Here is a 20,379-nt window from a genome sequence, read left to right on the forward strand (position 1 = left end):
ATAAAAACTTTCAATGTGTTTTTTGATTATTGGAGAAAAGTTTTTTACTCATAAACCATGTTTAAAAGAATAGTGCACGGGTATTTTATTTATAGAACATTAGTACACAAATCAATTAAGGAGTTGCTTAGAATGAGTAAGAAAATTGCAGTATTAGTAACAGATTTATTTGAAGATGTGGAATATACAGATCCAGCCAAAGCCTTTGAAGAAGAAGGCCATACGCTAACAAAAATCGATGTTAAAACAGGTGAAGTAACAGGTAAACAAGGCGAAACAACATTAACAATTGATAAAGCAATTGCGGATGTAAAACCAGAAGATTTTGACGCATTGTTTTTACCGGGAGGCTTCTCACCAGATATCTTGCGTGCGGACGATCAGGTCGTAGCTTTCACAAAATCATTTATGGATGAAGGCAAACCGGTTATGGCTATTTGTCACGGACCACAGCTGCTAATCAATGCTGAAACATTAAAAGGACGTGATGTAACTGGTTTCAAATCAATTGCTATTGATTTGAAAAATGCAGGTGCAAACTTCCATGATAAAGAAGTGGTGGTATGCGGTAATCAACTAGTTACAAGCCGTACACCAGACGATATGGAAGCATTCGTACGTGAATCAGTAAATGTCTTAAAATAAGTAAATAATATTAGTAAAATTTTCTGCAAAAGGCGATAACAGGGTGATTTACCACTCTGTTGTCGCCTTTTTGTATGTAACGATTTTGACGAGAGATTTACAGTTATATTACTGCATTGGGTGAAGCGGTTTCTAAAAGAATATGAAAACCTTTTACTATCAATAGATAGAAGCCACGTAATACAATCGAAATATTTTTCACATAAATGAAAGTATAATTTTGGTAGCTTAAAAGGCGTTGCGAGTTTCATAGTTTTCGTGCAACAATGAGGGTGCATCACGAGATTGGCTTGCTACAAGCTTAGATGCGTTGCGGTTTTATAAAAAACTTTATTATCACATAGGAGGATTTCAAACATGAAGAAAAGGTTTCGTATTGCCACTGTCGCAGGTGCCGTATCATTAGGATTACTAACAGCAGGACAAGCAAATGCAGCAGCTCCTGATTGCAACACTCCAAAACAAATTAACATTAAAGATGCTCAAGCAGCACAAAATATAAATGTAGATGAGCTATTAAAGAAATTTAACGCTCAAGGACAATCTGCTCAAGCAGCAGCTCCACAACAAGAAACACAAGCACCAAATCAAGCTGAAGCAGCTCCACAGGAACAAGCAAAAGCACCAGAGCAAAGTGAAGAAGCAAAAGCTCCTGAGCAAACACAGCAAAATACAAAAGCTCAACAATCAGAAAATACTGATAAAGCAGAACAAACAAAAGATGCTAGTCAATTTGAACAAAAGGTAGTAGATTTAGTGAACCAAGAGCGTGAAAAACAAGGTTTAAAACCTCTAACACTTAACAAAAAATTAAGTGACGTTGCACGTACTAAATCAAAAGATATGATGGAAAAAGGTTACTTTGACCACAATTCACCAACATATGGTTCACCATTTGATATGATGAAACAATTCGGCATCGAATATACAACTGCAGGTGAAAATATTGCAAAAGGTCAGCAATCTCCTGAAGAGGTAATGAATGCTTGGATGAATAGTGACGGTCACCGTAAAAACATTCTAAACCCTGATTTCACTGAAATTGGTGTTGGATACGTAAAAGGTGATACTACGTACTGGACTCAACAATTTATCGGTAAGTAATACAAAAAGAGCAGGATATACCTGCTCTTTTTTGCGTTTTTAGCTGTCCAATTTGGGTATAGTAAAGTAAGAACACGTAAAGGAGTGCCTTAAATTGGGACGTATATTAAAAAAAATCTTAGTCGCTGTTTTTCCTATCCTTTTAAAAGAAGGATATCGTCATTATAAAAATCGTAAAACTCGAACTACGCCGTCTAAAGGGTATAAATAAAAAGGACTCGAAAGAGTCCTTTTATTTTATGCTTGAACAGGGATATGCTTAAATTCTTTTACGTTAAATAATCCTTTGTCGGTTAACTTTAGACATGGGATAACAGGCAAGCTTAAGAAAGATAATGTCAGCAACGGGTTAAATTTCTGTGAGATATCGAGCTCATGAAGAGCGCCGTGAAGCTGCTTAAGTAAGCTATTCACTTCATTGTAAGGGTGAGGTGACATTAACCCTCCGATGGAAAGAGGAAGGGAGCCAATCACTTCATTGCCTTTTACAATAACAATACCTCCGCCGATTTCTTCAATTGCTGCAATTGCTTTTGCTAAATCCTCATCATTTGTTCCTACAGCTACGATATTATGTGAATCGTGAGCAATCGTAGTAGCGATCGCTCCGTCTTTTAACTGAAAGCCTTTTACGATCCCAAGACCAATATTCCCTGTTAGATGATGACGCTCAACAACAGCCATTTTCAGCTGATCGTTTTCTACAGAAGACTGAAATTCGTTTTGCTTCACTTGAACTTCTTCTACAATATGATTTGTAAGCAGGCTGTTTGGATTAATTTCAATAATATTAGCGCGATTGTGTTGAAGTGGTATCGTAAGTTTGTTAATAGAAAACTCTTTCAAATGAACAGAATTCATTAGTTCTGTTGGAAGACCAATTTGTTCTTCTTGAACAGAAAGCATCTCTCCATTTTCAGCAATGAGCTCTCCGTTTTGATAAACATGTGCTGCAGATATATCGGTTAAGTCGTCCAATAGAATAAAGTTGGCTTTGTAACCAGGAGCAACCGCACCTCTATCTTTTAACCCGTAGCATTCGGCGGCATTTAATGAAGCCATTTGAATAGCAATTAACGGGTCCAGCCCGAGTTCAATGGCAAAACGAACATTGTAATCAATAGAACCTTCCGTTAATAAATCATCTAGATGTTTGTCATCGGTACAGAATAAAAATCTGCGCGCGTTACGTTCATTTACAGCAGGTAATAATTGTTTCAAATCTTTAGCGACAGAACCTTGGCGGATCAGAACATACATCCCGCGCTGAATACGTTCAATTGCTTCTTCTGCTGTTACGCATTCATGATCTGTTGAAATGTTAGCCGTACGATAAATATTAACGCCCGTGGCATCTAGCCCTGAGCCGTGCCCATCAATTACGCCGTTTGCACTGCTAGCTGCTTGTAATTTATCGAGCATATCGTCATCTCCATCTCGCACAGCAGGGAAATCCATCACTTCTGCTAATCCAAGCACGCGAGGGTGAGAGAAAAATGGGGCTAAGTCAGCTGCTTTTAAGACTGCTCCAGAGCTTTCAAAAGGAGTTGCTGGAACGCTTGAAGGTAAGTTCACAAATACGTCCAAAGGGATGGAATCCGAGTTGTGAAGCATAAATTCAATGCCAGATTTTCCTGAAACATTAGCAATTTCATGAGGATCCGTTACGACAGTTGTGACGCCTCTAGGTACAAGAAGTTTTGAGAACTCTTTGGGTGTAACCATTGATGATTCGATATGAACGTGTCCATCAATGAATGTAGGAGAAATGTATTTTCCTTTTGCATCAACGACGTTATGTCCATCGTATTGACCTATTCCAACAATAATTCCATCAGCAATCGCAATATCGGCTTTAATGATGGAAAGCGTAAAGACATCGATGATTTTTCCGTTTTTCACTACAAGATCTGCAGGTGTTTTTTTATTGGCAACAGCAAGCTGTTTTTTTAATGTTGTTTTTGTATTTGACATGAATGTGACTCCTCTCATTGTATAACTGGATAACAATGAAGGACTATGTAAGGGAGAACATAAAGAAGAATAAAAATGCAGGATGAATGATGTTCAACCCTCGTAGTCCAACTATTTACGGTAGTTCGGTAGAAACTCTTGGACCCTATTTCCAAGACTATACGAGCTTAGGTATTTCGATACATTCTATAGACAAATAATAAAAACGTCAATTCCTAATGGAAAAGAAAGATTTTTGGGAATATTCCATCTATGTGTATGTAAACGATTTAACTCTTATTTGCTCGCTAAAAGGTGCAACATTCATGTATAGAAAAAAATGTAAAAAAAACCGTCAATGGCTATTAGTCATTGACGGAGTTGTCATCAAGCTTGTTTGCGCAGTGTACCTAATTCTTCCGCGATCGCTTGCATTTCACTTGGGCTAAAAGAATCTTTTCTCATTACCATATCGTATAAGTATTTTAAGTCTTCGTACATTTCTTCGTCAAAAGCTTCAGCTTTGATTGCTCCGATATTTAGCATGCGCAGTTTTTCACTAATGCTATCGACCATATGTTTAATATTCTCTGGAGATTTTACTGATAAATCCACTTTGTTCATCCTTCCAGTTGCGTTTTTTTTATTGTAACATGTTTTTATCGTGTGAACACTTTTATGTCAGGTTCTTATCCACAGAAGAATGGAAACAATATAAATAAAAGAAAACTATTTTTTAGTTTGAAAATGATTGTATATAATGTTTGTAATAAGGGAAAGGAGTCGAGACTATGATTAACGTATTATTCGTTTGTTTGGGAAATATTTGTCGTTCACCGATGGCAGAAGCGGTCTTTAAAGATATGGTGAAGAAAAAAGGGCTAGAAGGACAAATTCACGTAGATTCTGCAGGAACAGGAGGCTGGCACAAAGGAAATCCTCCTCATGAAGGGACGCAATCTATTTTAACGAAAAATAATATTGATTTTAAGGGACAAACAGCAAGACAAGTTATTCAAGAGGATGTAGCTAGATTCCACTATATTATTGGAATGGACGTCGAAAATGTAGGAAATCTGAGAAGGATGGCTGGACATACTAAAACAGGTTATATTGGAAGGCTTTTGGATTTTGTGCCCGATTTACATATTGAAGATGTGCCTGATCCTTATTTCACGGGAAATTTTGACGAAGTATATGACTTAGTTCAAGAAGGATGCAAGGCTCTTTTAGACGAAATTATAGAGAAGCATTTCTCGGAATAAGTGATACTTAAAAAATAAAAAGCGGAGGAGAAACGACAAATGGGTAAACGAAATAAGCTAGTAGAAGGTATTGTCATTGGAGCAATTATAGGAGGAGCTATTTCTTTATTTGATAAAGAAACAAGAAACTCCGTCATTCAAGGAAGTAAAAAACTGAAAGACAAAACAACAACTCTTATTCAGCACCCTGAACTTGTAACGGATACTGTGAAAGAGAAATATGAAACCATCCGTACGACCATCGAGCAAGTGTCTGAAGATGTATCGTTTGTAGCAGGAAAAGTAGAAAAGTTAAAAAAAACAACGCCTCAGGTGATGGAAATTATAAACGATACAAAAGAGGCATTTGTGGAGAAGTATGGTGATGAACAAAAATAAATAAGGAGGCACATATGGCTGGAATGTACATGAATAACATCGTAAGGTTTGGCAAAGAACTGATGGGCCGCATTCATCGAGATGAGCTGCCCAGTTTATCAGCTGAATTGGCTTATTACTTGCTGCTCTCGCTATTTCCTTTTTTAATTTTCTTAATTACGCTGATTGGATTTTTGCCATTAGAATCGACGGACCTGCTTGACTTGGTCGAAAATGTAGCGCCACAGCAAACGCTGCACATGATTGAAAGCAACGTTTCTCATATCATTGGTTCTCATAATGAAAAACTATTGTCCTTTGGTATCATTGCCACGATGTGGTCTGCTTCAAATGGAATTAATGCTATCGTAAGAGCATTTAACCGAGCGTATCACGTACAAGAGAATCGGCCTTTTTTAGTGGCGAGAGGCATGGCAGTTCTACTTACTTTTGCGATGATATTTGTTATTATTGTAGCGCTTTTACTTCCTGTTTTCGGTCATATGATTGGACTTTATTTATCGTCTACGTTTGGATTTTCAGAAACCTTTCTCGCTTTATGGTCTGCTTCCCGCTGGATTATCAGCGGCCTCATTTTATTTACTGTTTTTACGGGGTTATATTACTTTGCCCCTAATAAAAAGCTGCTGATTCGAAATGTTGTAAAAGGAGCAGCTTTTGCTACGGTCGGCTGGACGGTGGTATCGATGCTATTTGCGTATTACGTAAATCATTTCAATAACTATACAGCTACATATGGAAGCTTGGGCGGAATTATTATCTTGCTTATTTGGCTGTACCTATCGGGGATGATTATCGTTATTGGAGGAGAGATTAACGCTATTTTCTACGACCGTCGAGTCAAATCTTAATAGTCACAAATTGGGATGAAATCATTCGCGAGATATGAGCATACTAACAAAGTGAAAGGGAGGTTTTACATCATGACAAAGCATACGAAAAAAGACGGAAGCAATACAAAGCAAAATAAAAAGAGCCAGCCGAAGCATAAAACAAGCAACAGCCAAAATGGACAAAACGGTTACCATTAAGGCCTCGATTTCTCTAATAAAAAGCCTAACAAATACGTTAGGCTTTTTTGCGTTAAGATTTTAGCAAGCGAAGACCGTTTAAGATAACTAAAATGGTGCTGCCTTCGTGACCAATAACACCAAATGGCATATCAAGCACTTGGAAAAAATTTGAACAAATTAATAAAAAGATGACGGCAATAGAAAAAATAACGTTTTGCTTCACAATTGAGTTCATCCGTCTGGAGAGAGCTACTGCATCCGAAATTTTCGATAAATCATTTTTCATTAAAACAATATCCGCTGTTTCAAGTGCCACATCTGTTCCTTCTCCCATGGCTACTCCAACGTTAGCAGTAGCAAGAGCAGGTGCATCGTTAATGCCATCTCCCACCATTGAAACGGTAGGGAATTTGTCTTTTAAAGCTTTAATTTTATCTACTTTAGCTTCAGGCAAACATTCTGCAATGTATTCATCGACTGCACATTCTTTTGAAATGGCTTCGGCTGTTTTTTCGCTGTCTCCTGTAATCATGACGGTATGAATACCCTGCTCTTTAAGAGATTTAACAGCGTCTACAGCTTCTGTTCGTACAACGTCTTTTAGCGCAAGTAATCCCACAATACCATGCTGGTCTTTTGCGTACACAATCGTTTTTCCTTCACTGGCAAGCGTAGATGAAATCTGATTTTCAAATTCAGCTGCATCTTCTTTACCTACAAAATCTGCTTTTCCTATCTTCCACGTATCTCCTTGAAGAGACCCAATGACACCGTATCCGGGAACGTCTTCAAGTGAATCTGGCTGAACGAGCGTCAATTCCTGCTTGTTTTTCACAAAGTCAACAATGGATTGAGCAAGCGGATGATTGGACTGACGTTCAATTGATGCTATTTTAATAAGAAATTCTTGTTCGTTCATATCAGAACGTACAATGACATTGGTCACTTCTGGCTTTCCTTTTGTTAACGTTCCTGTTTTATCAAAAGCAATTGCGCTTAAATGGCTTAATCTTTCCAAATGCACGCCGCCTTTGAACAAAATTCCTTTTTTTGCTCCGTTTGAAATAGCAGACAGCGAAGCAGGGGTGATGGATGCAACTAGGGCGCAAGGAGACGCTACAACTAAGAGAATCATTGCTCTGTAAAATGTCTCGGTCCAGCTCCATCCAAGCACATAGTGTGGTAGAAACAGCATAACTGCCACAACTGATAAGACAATTTTTACGTATGTGCCTTCAAATCGTTCAATAAACAATTGAGAAGGAGACTTTTCACTTTGAGCCGTTTGAACAAGCTGAATAATCTTTTGAAACAGCGTCTCGGCACTTGGCTTTGTCATTTTAATGGTAATGGCGCCTTTTACATTCACCGTGCCCGCGAATACTTCATCATCGAGCTGTTTTAGTACAGGAACAGATTCCCCCGTAATAGCAGCCTGATCAATCGTTGTTTGACCTAAGACAACAATACCATCGGATGGTACTCGTTCACCCGGCTTAACTAGCAGCAAGTCTCCGATCTGTAAATCTGAAATGGATACAATTTCTTCTTGATCCCCAATCAGACGCGTTGCTTCTTGCGGCTGCAGATTCATCAAGGCGCTAATTTCTCGGTTGCTTTTATTCATGGTGTACGTTTCTAATGCACCGCTTAATGCAAAAATGAAAATAAGCATAGCACCTTCTGTCCAGTAGCCAATTACAGCCGCTCCAATGGCTGCAATAATCATTAACATTTCCACATTCAATTCTTTATTTTCAATCGTTTCTTCAATGCCTTCTTTTGCTTTAGCAAATCCACCTATCACATAAGCTAATATAAAGAGCGTAATAGATACTGCTGTATCCTGCTGTTTTGAAAGCAGCCAGCCGGCTAAAATAAGCACTCCGCTTAACAGTGCAGCAATGAGTTCACCATGTGTTTTTAATACGTTGACAGCAGAAGATGTTTGCTGCGTTTGTTCTTGTTTTTTAGGTAACGCATTTTCCATACAAATCCTCCTTGAACGATAATTGAGAAGAATAATCACAATCATTACCCCTAAAAAAGCACGAAAGCTGCCATCTCAGCGATAGCAGCACATTTTTTCAGTTATTGTCTTTTAAATTGGGATATTTAGTATAGTATAGCACGGAACAAGCAAGGAGGTAACGACTAATGCCTAAAAAATAAAAACAGAATGCAGCTGGACGTCTGCATTCTGTAAAAACCGTACTACATATCTAAATGTTCTTCATAATATTTATAAGCGGAAGTGTAAATGTGCTCGATATCAGCATCCGTCATGTACATTAAGGTTTCACGGTCAATCCCCTTCATTGTTTCAATAAATGTAATCATGTTTTTACGTTCTTGTCTGCTCATTTATTATTCTCCTCTCCTTCTGTTTTAATACAGTTTATTATATTTATTTGTATTATATAACAGAAAAAGTATTTTGTGTGGATTTTTTTTAAAATTAGGCAAAAAAATTTAGATAGACGTAAATAATTGACTATATAGAAGAATATGTTTTACAATTTATATATGAACATATGCTCATATACTTGCATATAATGAACGGAGAGATGTTATGAAAAAAGATGAACATTCGTTTTTATCGCCTCAAACAGTAGAAGACGCGTCAAGAATACTAAAAGCTATTTCAGATCCTACGAGAATGAAAATTCTTTATTTGTTATTTCAAGAAGAGTGTTCAGTCGGTCATATGGTTGAAGTACTTGGTGTTTCGCAGTCAGCTATTTCACATCAGTTAACTCACTTGCGTCATTTGCGCTTGGTAAAATATCGCCGTGAAGGGAATACGTATTTCTATACGTATGATGATGAACACGTGGTTGGAATTTTGCATCAAGTGATTCAGCACGTAGAATGCGCACATAACGAATAAAAGGAGGGGTTTACATGAGTCATGATCATCATCACCACCATCATGGTCACCATCACCATTTCGATACACAGCGTGAAGGTAACCAAAAAGGTCTGCTAATTGCACTGATTATCACAGCGGGTATTATGGTTCTTGAGTTTGTTGGAGGACTTTTTACAAATAGCTTAGCGTTATTATCCGATAGCGGACACATGCTGTCTGATACAAGCTCACTTGCTCTTAGCCTTGTAGCGATATGGTTTGCTAACCGAGCTGCATCGGCTAAAAAAACGTATGGTTATTATCGTTTTGAAATATTAGCGGCTCTTTTTAACGGAGTAGCACTGTTTGTAATAGCAGGATTTATCATATATGAAGCCTATCAACGCGTATTAGAGCCGCAGCCTGTAGCAAGCGGCAGCATGATGCTGATTGCTACTGTTGGTTTACTCGCTAATTTAATCAGCGCATGGTCACTTATGAGACAAGGCGATGTAAAAGGAAATGTAAATTTACGCAGCGCTTACTTACACGTATTGGGAGACGCTTTAGGATCCATTGGAGCTATTGTAGCGGGACTTCTTATGATGCTGTTTGGATGGTATATTGCTGATCCTATTATTTCTGTAGTTGTGTCTGTATTAATTTTAAAAAGCGCTTGGGGAGTGCTTGCTCATAGTGTTCATATTTTGATGGAAGGCTCTCCTGAAGGAGTGGAGCACAGTGAAATAAAAAACCTCCTTGAAAACATTGAAGGAGTCAAAGATGTGCATGATTTACACATTTGGACGATTACTTCAGGACTGGACTCATTGAGCTGTCATATGCGCGTAGAAGATGAAAAAGATTGTCAGCAGATTTTGCAAAAAGCCATTGATTTAGTACACGATCACTGCGGCATTGAGCATACGACGATTCAAATTGAAAAATCGGCTCTTCAACACCGAATGCTAAAAGTCTAAAAAACAAGCGAGAACTTATAAGTTCTCGCTTGTTTTTTGTTGTATAGGCATTTTTTGTCCGAACACAAAAAGAACGATAAAAATAAGGCCAAGCATCCCGCTAATAATATTAAAAAAGCTGACATGGTGAAAGAACTGAATAAAAGTACCGCCTATGTAAGGACCGGCAAGGCTTCCAATACTAAAAGCAATGCCGCATAGTAAATTGCCTGTAGGCAGTAAACGAGTAGGAATCAAATCTGTCATATAGCTAATGCCTAAACTAAACGTAGAACCTACAACCATGCCCGCTATAAATAAACATGCTATCAATGGAATAGCGGTTTCTTCTAATAGACTTGCTGTGAAAAACGTGACGGCTCCAATTGATAAAATCCATCCTAATACCAATTTCCGTCCGAATTTATCGCTCAGTATTCCGAGAGGAAGCTGAAATACAATAGCTCCAACTGCAAAGGAAGTCAGCAGGAGTGAAATAAACTCTACTTGCAAACCAATTCGTAAACCATATACAGGAAAGCTTCCGTTCAGTGAGGATTCTAAAAAACCATATCCAAAAGGCGGTAAAAAAGCAATCCAAGCATATTTAGCCGCTTTAGAAAATCGTTTAGCCGTTTCTTTTAATGAATTAACCTCAACTTCTTGTAGGGGAAATTCATTTTTTATCAAAAATAAAAATACCCAGGTTATGAGGCATAGAGCGGAAGAAATCATAAAAGGAAGCGCTAGGTTAATCTCAATTAACGGCGTCATTAAAGGACCAACAGCAAAACCAATACCGAAAAAAAGCCCATACAATGAAATATTTCGACCTCGTTTATCGGCAGGTGAAGACGAGGTAATCCATGTTTGAGTTCCAAAGTGCAGGGCGTGATCTCCTATTCCAATAAATAAACGAAGCACAAACCAAAAAACAACAGATTTCCACAAAGGAAACAAAGCTAAAGATACGATAACTAAAAGTCCTCCTGCTGCGATAATTGGCTTATATCCGTATCTACGAAGCGGCGCTTCCATGAAAGGAGAAATAAATAAGATGCCCAGGTACAATCCAGTCGCGTTTAATCCGTTTATAGTAGAGGAAAGACCGTCTTTCTCAAAAATAATAGCGATTAAAGGCAGCAGCATGCCTTGGCTAAATCCAGAAATAGCGACAAGGCTAACTAAAATCCAAAAACGTTGTTGATGAGTAGTACTCATAGCATTCAACCTCTTTTTATCTATATTTTGTCAATCCAACTGTTTAATCGTACAAGGAAAACGCTTTATTGACAAGGATGTAAACGTGCTGTGCTGTCCGTTTGACATCTTTATGTAAGGGGAGTACAATAAAACATGTAAATAGTTACATGTTTTTATTTACAATTAAGAGGTGATCGTTATGATGGAACCAGTGCTTAAGAAAATAGCAACATTCACAATTAATGTCGGTACACCGATTGTCATTGGTCATACAGGATTGGGAAAGAAACAGTTTATACCTATTAAGTCAGGTACTGCAGATGGAGAGATAAAAGGCTTAATCCTTCCAAGCGGAGCGGATTCTCAAATTATTCGTTCAGATGGCCGCGTCAATTTATCTGCCCGGTATGTGATTCAAACAGAAGATGATGAACTTATTTATACTGAAAACAACGGAATACGTCAGGTTAGTGAAGAATTTAGAGAACAGGCTGCTGAAGGTGAAATTGTACCTCCAGAGCATGTTTATTTTCGTACGATTCCTGTCTTTGAAACAGGAAGTGCGAAGTATAAGTGGTTACAAGACCGCATTTTTCTAGGAGCTGCTGTGAGACACCCAGACAGCGTTGTGTTAGACATATACGAAGTTTTATAAATCAAATCAAAGGAGCGATATAAAAATGGAAAAATTTATTGGTAATCATATGATTTACACATACGAAAACGGATGGGAATATGAAATTTATATCAAAAACGAAAATACAATCGATTACCGTATTCATAGTGGAATGGTGGCAGGACGATGGGTTCGTGACCAAAAAGTAGATATTGTGAAATTAACAGAAGATGTATATAAAGTATCTTGGACTGAACCGACTGGAACAGATGTATCTTTGAACTTTATGCCCGATGAAAAACGCATGCACGGCGTTATTTTCTTTCCAAAATGGGTACACGAACATCCTGAGATTACAGTGTGCTACCAGAATGATCATCTTGATTTAATGCATGAATCTCGTGAAAAATATGAAACATATCCGAAATACGTTGTGCCCGAATTTGCTGATATTACGTTTATCAAAAATGTCGGAGCGAACAATGAGGAAGCTGTAGCTCAAGCACCTTACGAAGGAATGACGGATGATATTCGCGCCGGAAAATTAATTTAACACGGAGTCATAAAAAGAGGCTAGGACAAAAGTATTTTAGTTGAAGGAAGATCCGAACGAGTTTGATTCTTGACTAAGAATCAAACTCGTTCGGATTTTTTATGGTGACGATGAACATAGGTTTAATGTATATAGTTGCTTCTAGCTGTTGATTGGAGGGCAAGGCGAAGACTCCTGTGGAAAAAGCGGAATAGGTGAGACCCCGCAGGAGCGTAAGCGACGAGGAGGCTCATCGGCCGCCCGCGGAAAGCGAAGTCTTGCACGGAAATCAACAGCGGTGTAACAAGTGATCCATATTGAGAGTAGTTGTTTATATAAAAAGCGGTTTATAATGAAGTGAAGGAGTGAAGAAAATGGAATTTAACATGAAAAAAGAGGCGGGGTTTACGACAAATCTTCCTTATGGAGAGCTACATATCGCCGGAGATGAAGAATATGGCTTTCGTCCGTATCAGCTATTGGTATCGTCCATTGCCGTTTGCAGCGGAGGCGTGTTAAGAAAGATTCTAGAGAAAAAAAGAATCTCTTTTTCGGATTTACGCATCCAGGCTGATATGATGCGCAATGATGAAAAAGCGGGGCGAATTGAAAAAATTCATTTGCACTATATCATCACAGGAGAAGACCTTCCATTAGATAAAATTAAAAAATCGATTGAGCTAGCCCGAAAGAATTGTTCGATGCTACAATCGGTTGCTGGCAGTATCGAAGTGACAGAAACCTTCGAATTAAAATAAAAGTGGACAATGTCCACTTTTACATTTCTTTTGGTTTGCTTCCGGCTTTATCAAAATAGCGCATGCGTTCAGGAGTCAGCTGAAGAAGCAAATAATTTGGGTCATCCGGGCTTTTAATCCACTCTTTTAACTTTGCGTTCCAAAATTTCTTTTTTAACTCTTCGTTTGTTTCCACATTTACTTTGGCTTCTACCTCTACATAAGGATCACTCCAACCTTGCCCATCATAGCCTAACAAAATATGAACGTAAGGGTTTTTTTCTAGTTCTTCAACTTTATGGGTGTCTTTATTGGTGGCGGTGTAGAGCACAAGATCTTCATGAAAAAACATCATAAAGCGTGAATAAGGTTTTCCATCTTGAATCGTAGCTAACGTTCCTATTGTATAGTCATCCAGTACGGATAAAATTTGATTTTTTACATCATTACTCATTTTTTCACTCCTCATCCTATCTCATTATCCTTGGTAGTTTGGCTAATTTTTAAATATCTTAATCAAAAATAAATTAGGGGTTTATCATTTATAAAAATAGGTTAAAAATACTAACATTGACGGTGAGTCTATACAAATTCCATTAATTTGATATGATTGATTTTGTTGTCAAAAAATGAATAAGGTAGGTGTACATAACGATGATCAATCGGATTTTTCTTATAGCGGTTATTCTTGGGGTACCGCTATCTGTTATTGGGCACATGATGCACTGGTCAGATGTTCTTATGTTTATTATTTACTGTTTAACAATCATTGCCCTCGCAGCTTTTATGGGGAGAGCAACAGAAAGCTTAGCTGTTGTAGCTGGCCCTCGAATAGGAGGTCTATTAAATGCTACGTTTGGCAACGCTGTAGAATTAATTATTTCTATTTTTGCCTTAAAAGAAGGTCTTACAGCTGTGGTGCTTGCATCGTTAACTGGTTCTGTATTAGGAAATCTCCTTCTTGTAGGCGGTCTTTCATTCTTTATCGGGGGGTTAAAATTTAAGCGTCAAGAATTTAATGTCTATGATGCAAGACACAATTCTGGATTATTGATCTTTGCCGTTATTGTTGCGTTTGTCATTCCTGAAGTGTTTGCCAGCGAGATGAACGAAGCGAAGACCATGTCCCTAAGTGTCGGAATCTCCATTATTCTCATCATCTTGTACTTAGCGGCGTTATTTTTTAAGCTGGTAACGCATCGAGGCGTGTATCAGCATAAAAGTGAAGACGTAGAAGAACATGAGGAGCCAGAGTGGTCAATGTGGAAAGCGATTGCGGTTCTCTTTTTGTCTACGTTAGCTGTAGCATATGTGTCTGAAAGCTTGGTTAGCACAATCGAAATTGTATCAGAAAGCTTTGGCTGGAGTGAGCTATTCATCGGGGTCATCATTGTAGCGATTGTTGGAAACGCGGCAGAGCATGCTTCGGCTATTATTATGGCCGTTAAAAATCGCATGGGTGTAGCTGTTGAAATTGCTGTTGGATCGACTTTACAAGTAGCGATGTTTGTAGCACCGATATTGGTGTTAGTTTCGCTGATGTTCGAAAGCCAAATGTCTCTTGTTTTTACTTGGCCTGAGTTGATTGCGATGGTAACAGCCGTATTTTTAACGATTGCTATTTCTAATGACGGAGACACAAACTGGTTCGAAGGTGCAACTCTTTTAGGGGCTTATATTATTATGGGAATTGGTTTTTATCTTATTTAAAAAAGAAGAGGCTGGGACAAAAGTGTTTTAGTTGAAGGAAGATCCGAACGATGAATCGTTCGGATTTTTTTATGGTTATGGTGAACATAGGTTTCATGTGTTTAGTTGCTTCTAGCTGTTGATTGGAGAGCAAGGCGAAGACTCCTGCGGGAGAAGCGAAATAGATGAGACCCCGCAGGAGCGTAAGCAACGAGGAGGCTCATCGGCCGCCCGCGGAAAGCGAAGTCTTGCACGGAAATCAACAGCGGTGTAACAAGTGACCCATACTAGCGCATTTATCCAATTTGTTCGTCTTTAGATTGGATTGATTTAGTTATGTCTTAATCTCTTCTTTTTGTGTAAGTAAATGGAATAATTTCCCTTTTATTATTCAGGATAAAACAGGAGATGTTTGAAAAAACTATGGTTGCATTCATTAACGATGTTGAAAGGAGTTTCTAGATGTTACGTAAATTGCTTTTATTTGTGTTTACCATCATTATTTCATTTTCATGTTCAACGAAGATCGCCATTGCTAAAACAGCTCAGCCTACCATCAACGTGCCTTCTTCAGCTTTAAATATTTCAAAAGAAAATACCTATCCAAATGCTACTCAAGATACGCCATACTTGCAGCCGAGTGAGTTCACAAAAGAGCTCATTGAAACATCAAATGTAAAAATTGAAAACCCTGATTTAATTCGTATATTAAATGAATCAAACATTTCTAAAACTCCATGGGCAATTGGGTTCAGAGCAACCATTTTTTTAGGGCAGTGGCCATTGAATTATGAATCAACAGAAACAAATGTTAACTGGCAGCACCAGCGAATCAATACAAATCATTATGATAACAGAGCAGGAAAAACTCAGTACAAAATGATGTACAGCCAAGAAAATCAAAGCCATGTAAAAGGCGGATTAACAGCAAAAGTGCCTCAGCCTGATCATGTTAAACAAATGATGCTAATCGAAGCAGCTAAAAAAACAAAGCTAACTTTATCATTTCAAACGTTTGTAGGTGCCGGAACGAAAAAAGACCAGGTCTATAACGTAGCTCCCAAAAAAGTAGGTTATCTGTATGCGTACACGCCTGCTGTAAGTGAAAAGGGAAAAGTAACGTATGGAGAAGTGTATGTAACGGTAAAAGGCAGCAAGCGTTCAATTGTAGTGAGAAATGTAACGTCTCAAGGAATTGGAGCATGGATTCCTGTACAAGATTATGTCTCCTTAAGCTTTGGTGCTTACGATCAGCCGAGATAACAAAAAGAGATTCCATCGATGGAATCTCTTTTTGTTATTTTGTAATGTTCGCTTCAAGTTTGCTAAAATCAGTATCTCGATAATAGCTGTTTTTCACCAAAATATTAGGTCCTAAACACGACACAGCTGAACAATGACAGCTAAGTTCTTTAGAAATAGTGCTTTGTTGCCACGTATCAAAAGCGTCTGTAAGTTTTGTATCTTGAATGTTGCCAAGAGGAGGTGTATCACCGAAATCCGTTACGATAATATCTCCGTCGAAGATATTTACATTTAGGCGAGAGCGCCCGTCTGGATCGTTTCGAACGGTTACATTTTTACTGCTATACAAGCGCTGTAAGAGCGCTAAGTCTTCCTCATTGTTAGTGCATGCATAAAACGGTAACGTGCCGAATAGCATCCAGACATTTTCATCTCGAATATCAAGAAGGTGATGAATAGCTTGACGCATTTCAGGAAGAGATAATGTTTCTAGGGTGCTGGCAAAGTCACTTGGATACATAGGGTGTACTTCATGACGCTGACAAAGCATTTCATCAACAATTTGACGATGGATCTTTTTCATATGAGGAAGTGTACGTTTATTTAACATCGTTTCAGCTGATACCGTTACACCTGCTTTTACAAGAGCGCGGCTGTTTTCAATCATTCGGTCGAAATATTTTGCGCGCTGCTCATAAGTAGGCTTTCGTTCCATCATTGCAAAGCCAGCTTCTACAAAATCGTCCATCGTTCCCCAGTTGTGAGAAATATGTAAAACATCTAAATAAGGGATGATTTGTTCGTAACGAGAAAGATCTAATGTTAAATTTGAATTAATCTGTGTACGGACACCTCGTTCATGTGCATACTTTAATAAAGGCACCACATAATTTTTCACAGAAGATAGAGACATCATAGGCTCTCCCCCCGTAATGCTTAACGCCCGAAGAGTTGGAATTTCATCGAGACGTTTTAAAATTAAATCAAGCGGAAGTGCGTTTGGGTCTTTTGGCTGCAGTGTATATCCAACTGCGCAGTGCTCACACCGCATATTACAAAGGGTCGTTGTTGTAAATTCAACGTTTGTGAGCGTCGGTTTGCCATATTGTTTCATATCTAAATACGCTTCCCACGGATCGAACTCCGGGGTAATTCGTTGTAAAGTGGCCATAAAAAAACTCCTTTTATTTTTCCGTAAAGTGAAATGATTATGAAAGCATCTCACGGTCCGTCCTGCTAGACTAAATTATACGTCTCATTCATAACGGACACCAGTGACTATTATGGATTTTATTGCTTTTAGTTGTCAAATATGAAAGTATTCGTTAGGATATAAAGAAATACGAATGAAAAGCTATATCAGGAGGGTTTAAAATGGGAAACGCCGTTCGAGATAAAGATTCACAAGTACGTTATTTAAAAGATCGTTTGAATATGTTTGTACACGTATTAGACTCAATGGAGCCTGAAAACACAGACCTAGAAGACATTGACCGTTTAATTAATATGATTGATGACCTCGAAGCAAAATGTGAACAGTTTAAAAAAGATAAAGAATGAACAAAGGAAAAAGCGCTAGAAAAACTAGCGCTTTTTTGCTTGAAGTGGAAATCCTCCTATAAAGGTCTTTCGAAACAATTTTTGAAGGAGTATAATAAATTTTGAAAGTTGTACGACAGATAGATAAATACATACATTAGCGGGATATGGGAGGAATTAAGTGATGATTGAAGCTTTAAAACAAAGCATGTACGATTTAATTGTTGAAACATCTACAAAATTGCCAAAAGACGTTCGACGTGCTATTGCAAAGGCAAAAGCGCGTGAAAATGCAGGAACACGTGCAGCAATGTCTTTAGCGACCATTACCAATAATATTAAGATGGCGGACGATAACTTATCGCCAATTTGTCAAGATACAGGTATGCCAACATTTAAAATTAAAACCCCTGTAGGAGTGAATCAGCTTCAAATTAAAGAAGCGATTTATTGGGCAATTGAGGAAGCAACAAAGCACGGAAAGCTTCGCCCTAATTCCGTAGATTCGTTAACTGGAGAAAACAGCGGTAATAATTTAGGCGGAGGCACGCCGGTTATTAAGTTTGAACAGTGGGAAAATGACTATATTGATGCGCGTCTTATTTTAAAAGGCGGCGGCTGTGAAAATAAAAACATTCAGTATAGCCTACCTTGTGAAGTAGAAGGTTTAGGTAGAGCTGGTCGTGATTTAGACGGCATTCGTAAATGTGTGATGCACTCTGTGTATCAAGCACAGGGTCAAGGCTGTAGTGCCGGCGTCATTGGTATTGGAATCGGTGGCGACCGTACAACAGGTTATGAATTAGCAAAAGAGCAGCTGTTCCGAAACTTAGATGACGAAAATCCAAACGCTCAGCTGAAAGAATTAGAAGAGTATGTAATGGAAAATGCCAATAAGTTAGGAATTGGTACAATGGGATTTGGCGGAGAAACGACATTGCTTGGCTGTAAAGTCGGCGTTATTCACCGCATTCCTGCTAGCTTCTATGTGTCAGTTGCTTATAACTGCTGGGCTTACCGCCGTTTAGGCGTTAAAATCAATGCCGATACAGGAAGCGTTCAAGAGTGGCTGTATCAAGAAGGCGAAGAAGTAGATTTTAATAAAAATGCAGGCGCAGAAGAGAAACAAAATGCAGATGAAACAAGAGAAGTTGTATTACAAGCACCTATTACAGAAGAACAAATTCGTGAATTAAAAGTTGGCGACGTGGTACGCATCAACGGTATGATATATACAGGACGCGATGCCATTCACAAGCATTTAACAGATCACGATGCGCCAATTGATTTAAATGGACAAATCATTTATCACTGTGGTCCGGTTATGTTAAAAGATGAAGATGAAAAATGGCACGTAACCGCTGCAGGACCAACAACAAGTATTCGTGAAGAACCTTACCAAGGGGATATTATGAAGAAATTTGGTATCCGCGCGGTTATTGGTAAAGGCGGTATGGGTCCTAAAACGCTTGCTGCTCTTCAAGAGCACGGCGGTGTATACTTAAATGCTATCGGCGGAGCTGCACAGTATTATGCTGACTGCATTAAGAGCGTAGAAGGCGTCGATTTGATGCAGTTCGGTATTCCTGAAGCAATGTGGCATCTAAAAGTAGAAGGTTTTACAGCTGTAGTGACGATGGATTCACATGGAAACAGCTTGCATGCAGACGTAGACAAATCTTCATTCGAAAAGCTTGAGCAATTTAAAGAGCCGGTATTTAAATAATCATACGTCCGGAACGTATGGTAAAAAGTAACGTTCATGAACGAGAAAATTGAGTGGATACTAAGCGTAAAATGACTTCCGAAAGGAGCTTCTTATGCGCCGGTTCACCTTTTTTCTCGTTTTTTTATTCGTGATGTCAACAGGCATAGCATCTGTTGAAGCACAAATGTATCCAAACACTCCTATCAGCTGGGGGTTTCAAAAAAGTAAAAATCACAAGCCCGCATCCGCAGGTACAGCTTATGAACAAATTCTTGCTAAGTATGATGCTTTTTACCTCGGAGATACAAATGAAAAAAATATTTATTTAACGTTTGATAACGGTTATGAAAATGGTTATACACCCCAGGTATTAGACGTGCTCAAAAAAAGAAAGGTTCCTGCGACGTTCTTTGTAACAGGACACTATTTAAAAGAAGAGCCTGAGCTGATTAAGCGAATGGTAAAAGAAGGGCATATTGTCGGGAATCATTCATGGCATCACCCTGACTTAACTCAAGTAGATGATGCACGTTTTAAAGAGGAATTACAAAAAGTAAAAGATGAATACAAGCACATTACAGGTCGTGATGAAATGAAATATCTTCGTTCACCTAGAGGGGTATTTAGCGAACGAACGCTAGCTCTTTCAAAGCAAGAGGGCTATACGAATGTATTTTGGTCACTTGCCTTTGTTGACTGGAAAGTGAATGAACAAAAAGGCTGGCGCTACTCATACGACAACATGATGGCTCAAATACATCCAGGTGCCATCATGCTTTTGCATACCGTTTCAAAGGATAACGCGGATGCGTTAGATAAAGCGATTGTGGATTTAAAAAAGCAGGGCTATAGGTTTAAAAGTATTGATGATTTAATGAACGAACGCAAACAAATAAAGAAAAGTCCTTCTAAAAAGAAATAAAGATAAAAACCGACGGGAAT

At 38.4% G+C, this 20,379-nt stretch carries 24 protein-coding genes and 1 riboswitch; of the genes, 17 read left to right on the top strand and 7 right to left on the bottom strand.

Features of this window, described 5'->3' with window-relative positions:
- The first annotated feature begins 132 nt into the window (after positions 1 to 132).
- Together M3225_RS23410 and M3225_RS23415 are read left to right on the top strand one after the other, a co-directional pair.
- Positions 133 to 645, top strand: a complete 513-nt coding sequence (locus tag M3225_RS23410) for a type 1 glutamine amidotransferase domain-containing protein (protein WP_013081517.1) — start codon at positions 133 to 135, stop codon at positions 643 to 645.
- Positions 646 to 1,002: 357 nt separating this feature from the next.
- Positions 1,003 to 1,749 carry a CAP domain-containing protein gene (locus M3225_RS23415; RefSeq protein ID WP_251398266.1) on the top strand — a complete coding sequence of 249 codons (747 nt, stop codon included), beginning with the start codon at positions 1,003 to 1,005 and terminating at the stop codon, positions 1,747 to 1,749.
- A gap of 237 nt (positions 1,750 to 1,986) precedes the next feature.
- Here M3225_RS23415 and ade read toward each other — a convergent pair whose 3' ends face one another.
- A complete protein-coding gene (gene ade, locus M3225_RS23420; RefSeq protein WP_251398270.1) occupies positions 1,987 to 3,723 on the bottom strand; it encodes an adenine deaminase in 1,737 nt (578 codons plus the stop codon).
- 83 nt (positions 3,724 to 3,806) lie between these two features.
- Positions 3,807 to 3,908, bottom strand: a riboswitch (purine riboswitch).
- 181 nt (positions 3,909 to 4,089) lie between these two features.
- A complete protein-coding gene (locus M3225_RS23425) occupies positions 4,090 to 4,317 on the bottom strand; it encodes a DUF1128 domain-containing protein (protein ID WP_013055127.1) in 228 nt (75 codons plus the stop codon).
- A 176-nt stretch (positions 4,318 to 4,493) separates the two neighbouring features.
- Here M3225_RS23425 and M3225_RS23430 point away from each other — a divergent pair, with 176 nt between their 5' ends.
- From M3225_RS23430 to M3225_RS23440, 3 genes are read left to right on the top strand one after another with little or no spacing between them, the layout of a single operon-like run.
- The gene (locus M3225_RS23430; protein WP_251398273.1) at positions 4,494 to 4,967 is read left to right on the top strand and encodes a low molecular weight protein-tyrosine-phosphatase; all 474 of its coding nucleotides are present in this window, start codon (positions 4,494 to 4,496) and stop codon (positions 4,965 to 4,967) included.
- Positions 4,968 to 5,006: 39 nt separating this feature from the next.
- Positions 5,007 to 5,345, top strand: coding sequence for a YtxH domain-containing protein (locus M3225_RS23435; RefSeq protein WP_251398276.1), 339 nt, complete (start codon positions 5,007 to 5,009; stop codon positions 5,343 to 5,345).
- Between the two features lie 14 nt (positions 5,346 to 5,359).
- On the top strand, positions 5,360 to 6,196 hold the full coding sequence (locus M3225_RS23440) for a YihY/virulence factor BrkB family protein (protein ID WP_251398279.1): 837 nt from the start codon (positions 5,360 to 5,362) through the stop codon (positions 6,194 to 6,196).
- A 232-nt stretch (positions 6,197 to 6,428) separates the two neighbouring features.
- Here the strand turns inward: M3225_RS23440 and M3225_RS23445 are convergent, their stop codons facing one another.
- Positions 6,429 to 8,348, bottom strand: coding sequence for a heavy metal translocating P-type ATPase (locus M3225_RS23445; protein WP_251398282.1), 1,920 nt, complete (start codon positions 8,346 to 8,348; stop codon positions 6,429 to 6,431).
- Positions 8,349 to 8,572: 224 nt separating this feature from the next.
- Positions 8,573 to 8,722 carry a BH0509 family protein gene (locus M3225_RS23450; protein ID WP_013055132.1) on the bottom strand — a complete coding sequence of 50 codons (150 nt, stop codon included), beginning with the start codon at positions 8,720 to 8,722 and terminating at the stop codon, positions 8,573 to 8,575.
- A gap of 208 nt (positions 8,723 to 8,930) precedes the next feature.
- Here M3225_RS23450 and M3225_RS23455 point away from each other — a divergent pair, with 208 nt between their 5' ends.
- Complete coding sequence (locus M3225_RS23455; RefSeq protein ID WP_251398285.1) at positions 8,931 to 9,248, top strand: ArsR/SmtB family transcription factor; 318 nt, start codon at positions 8,931 to 8,933, stop codon at positions 9,246 to 9,248.
- A 14-nt stretch (positions 9,249 to 9,262) separates the two neighbouring features.
- Positions 9,263 to 10,189, top strand: coding sequence for a cation diffusion facilitator family transporter (locus M3225_RS23460; protein ID WP_251398288.1), 927 nt, complete (start codon positions 9,263 to 9,265; stop codon positions 10,187 to 10,189).
- A 15-nt stretch (positions 10,190 to 10,204) separates the two neighbouring features.
- Here the strand turns inward: M3225_RS23460 and M3225_RS23465 are convergent, their stop codons facing one another.
- The gene (locus M3225_RS23465) at positions 10,205 to 11,389 is read right to left on the bottom strand and encodes an MFS transporter (protein WP_251398291.1); all 1,185 of its coding nucleotides are present in this window, start codon (positions 11,387 to 11,389) and stop codon (positions 10,205 to 10,207) included.
- A 181-nt stretch (positions 11,390 to 11,570) separates the two neighbouring features.
- Here M3225_RS23465 and M3225_RS23470 point away from each other — a divergent pair, with 181 nt between their 5' ends.
- The 4 genes from M3225_RS23470 (at position 11,571) to M3225_RS23480 (ending at position 13,277) form a co-directional block, all read left to right on the top strand.
- On the top strand, positions 11,571 to 12,026 hold the full coding sequence (locus M3225_RS23470) for a DUF3237 domain-containing protein (protein ID WP_251398294.1): 456 nt from the start codon (positions 11,571 to 11,573) through the stop codon (positions 12,024 to 12,026).
- Between the two features lie 25 nt (positions 12,027 to 12,051).
- Positions 12,052 to 12,540, top strand: coding sequence for a phenolic acid decarboxylase (locus M3225_RS23475; RefSeq protein WP_251398296.1), 489 nt, complete (start codon positions 12,052 to 12,054; stop codon positions 12,538 to 12,540).
- Between the two features lie 148 nt (positions 12,541 to 12,688).
- Positions 12,689 to 12,823 (top strand): hypothetical protein, encoded by a 135-nt coding sequence (locus M3225_RS29685; RefSeq protein WP_285885380.1) that lies wholly within the window; start codon positions 12,689 to 12,691, stop codon positions 12,821 to 12,823.
- Positions 12,824 to 12,893: 70 nt separating this feature from the next.
- The gene (locus M3225_RS23480; RefSeq protein WP_251398313.1) at positions 12,894 to 13,277 is read left to right on the top strand and encodes an OsmC family protein; all 384 of its coding nucleotides are present in this window, start codon (positions 12,894 to 12,896) and stop codon (positions 13,275 to 13,277) included.
- 19 nt (positions 13,278 to 13,296) lie between these two features.
- Here M3225_RS23480 and M3225_RS23485 read toward each other — a convergent pair whose 3' ends face one another.
- Complete coding sequence (locus tag M3225_RS23485; RefSeq protein WP_251398316.1) at positions 13,297 to 13,710, bottom strand: pyridoxamine 5'-phosphate oxidase family protein; 414 nt, start codon at positions 13,708 to 13,710, stop codon at positions 13,297 to 13,299.
- Positions 13,711 to 13,910: 200 nt separating this feature from the next.
- Between M3225_RS23485 and cax the strand changes: the two genes are divergently transcribed.
- The 3 genes from cax to M3225_RS23495 all read left to right on the top strand — a co-directional run bounded on the left by cax (position 13,911) and on the right by M3225_RS23495 (position 16,208).
- The gene (gene cax, locus M3225_RS23490) at positions 13,911 to 14,966 is read left to right on the top strand and encodes a calcium/proton exchanger (protein ID WP_251398320.1); all 1,056 of its coding nucleotides are present in this window, start codon (positions 13,911 to 13,913) and stop codon (positions 14,964 to 14,966) included.
- A gap of 118 nt (positions 14,967 to 15,084) precedes the next feature.
- Positions 15,085 to 15,219: a hypothetical protein gene (locus M3225_RS29690; RefSeq protein ID WP_285885940.1), complete on the top strand. Its 135-nt coding sequence runs from the start codon at positions 15,085 to 15,087 to the stop codon at positions 15,217 to 15,219.
- A 188-nt stretch (positions 15,220 to 15,407) separates the two neighbouring features.
- Complete coding sequence (locus M3225_RS23495; protein ID WP_251398323.1) at positions 15,408 to 16,208, top strand: YfkD famly protein; 801 nt, start codon at positions 15,408 to 15,410, stop codon at positions 16,206 to 16,208.
- A 34-nt stretch (positions 16,209 to 16,242) separates the two neighbouring features.
- Here the strand turns inward: M3225_RS23495 and yfkAB are convergent, their stop codons facing one another.
- Positions 16,243 to 17,361, bottom strand: coding sequence for a radical SAM/CxCxxxxC motif protein YfkAB (gene yfkAB, locus M3225_RS23500; RefSeq protein ID WP_251398326.1), 1,119 nt, complete (start codon positions 17,359 to 17,361; stop codon positions 16,243 to 16,245).
- 203 nt (positions 17,362 to 17,564) lie between these two features.
- On the opposite strand from yfkAB, the gene M3225_RS23505 reads away from it, so the two are divergent.
- The 3 genes from M3225_RS23505 (at position 17,565) to pdaA (ending at position 20,359) form a co-directional block, all read left to right on the top strand.
- On the top strand, positions 17,565 to 17,750 hold the full coding sequence (locus M3225_RS23505; protein ID WP_251398329.1) for an SE1561 family protein: 186 nt from the start codon (positions 17,565 to 17,567) through the stop codon (positions 17,748 to 17,750).
- A gap of 163 nt (positions 17,751 to 17,913) precedes the next feature.
- Positions 17,914 to 19,455: a fumarate hydratase gene (locus M3225_RS23510; RefSeq protein ID WP_285885941.1), complete on the top strand. Its 1,542-nt coding sequence runs from the start codon at positions 17,914 to 17,916 to the stop codon at positions 19,453 to 19,455.
- A gap of 94 nt (positions 19,456 to 19,549) precedes the next feature.
- Positions 19,550 to 20,359: a delta-lactam-biosynthetic de-N-acetylase gene (pdaA, locus tag M3225_RS23515; protein WP_251398332.1), complete on the top strand. Its 810-nt coding sequence runs from the start codon at positions 19,550 to 19,552 to the stop codon at positions 20,357 to 20,359.
- Positions 20,360 to 20,379: the final 20 nt, after the last annotated feature.

The sequence above is a fragment of the Priestia aryabhattai genome (genome assembly GCF_023715685.1).
Taxonomy (GTDB): Bacteria; Bacillota; Bacilli; order Bacillales; family Bacillaceae_H; genus Priestia; species Priestia aryabhattai_B.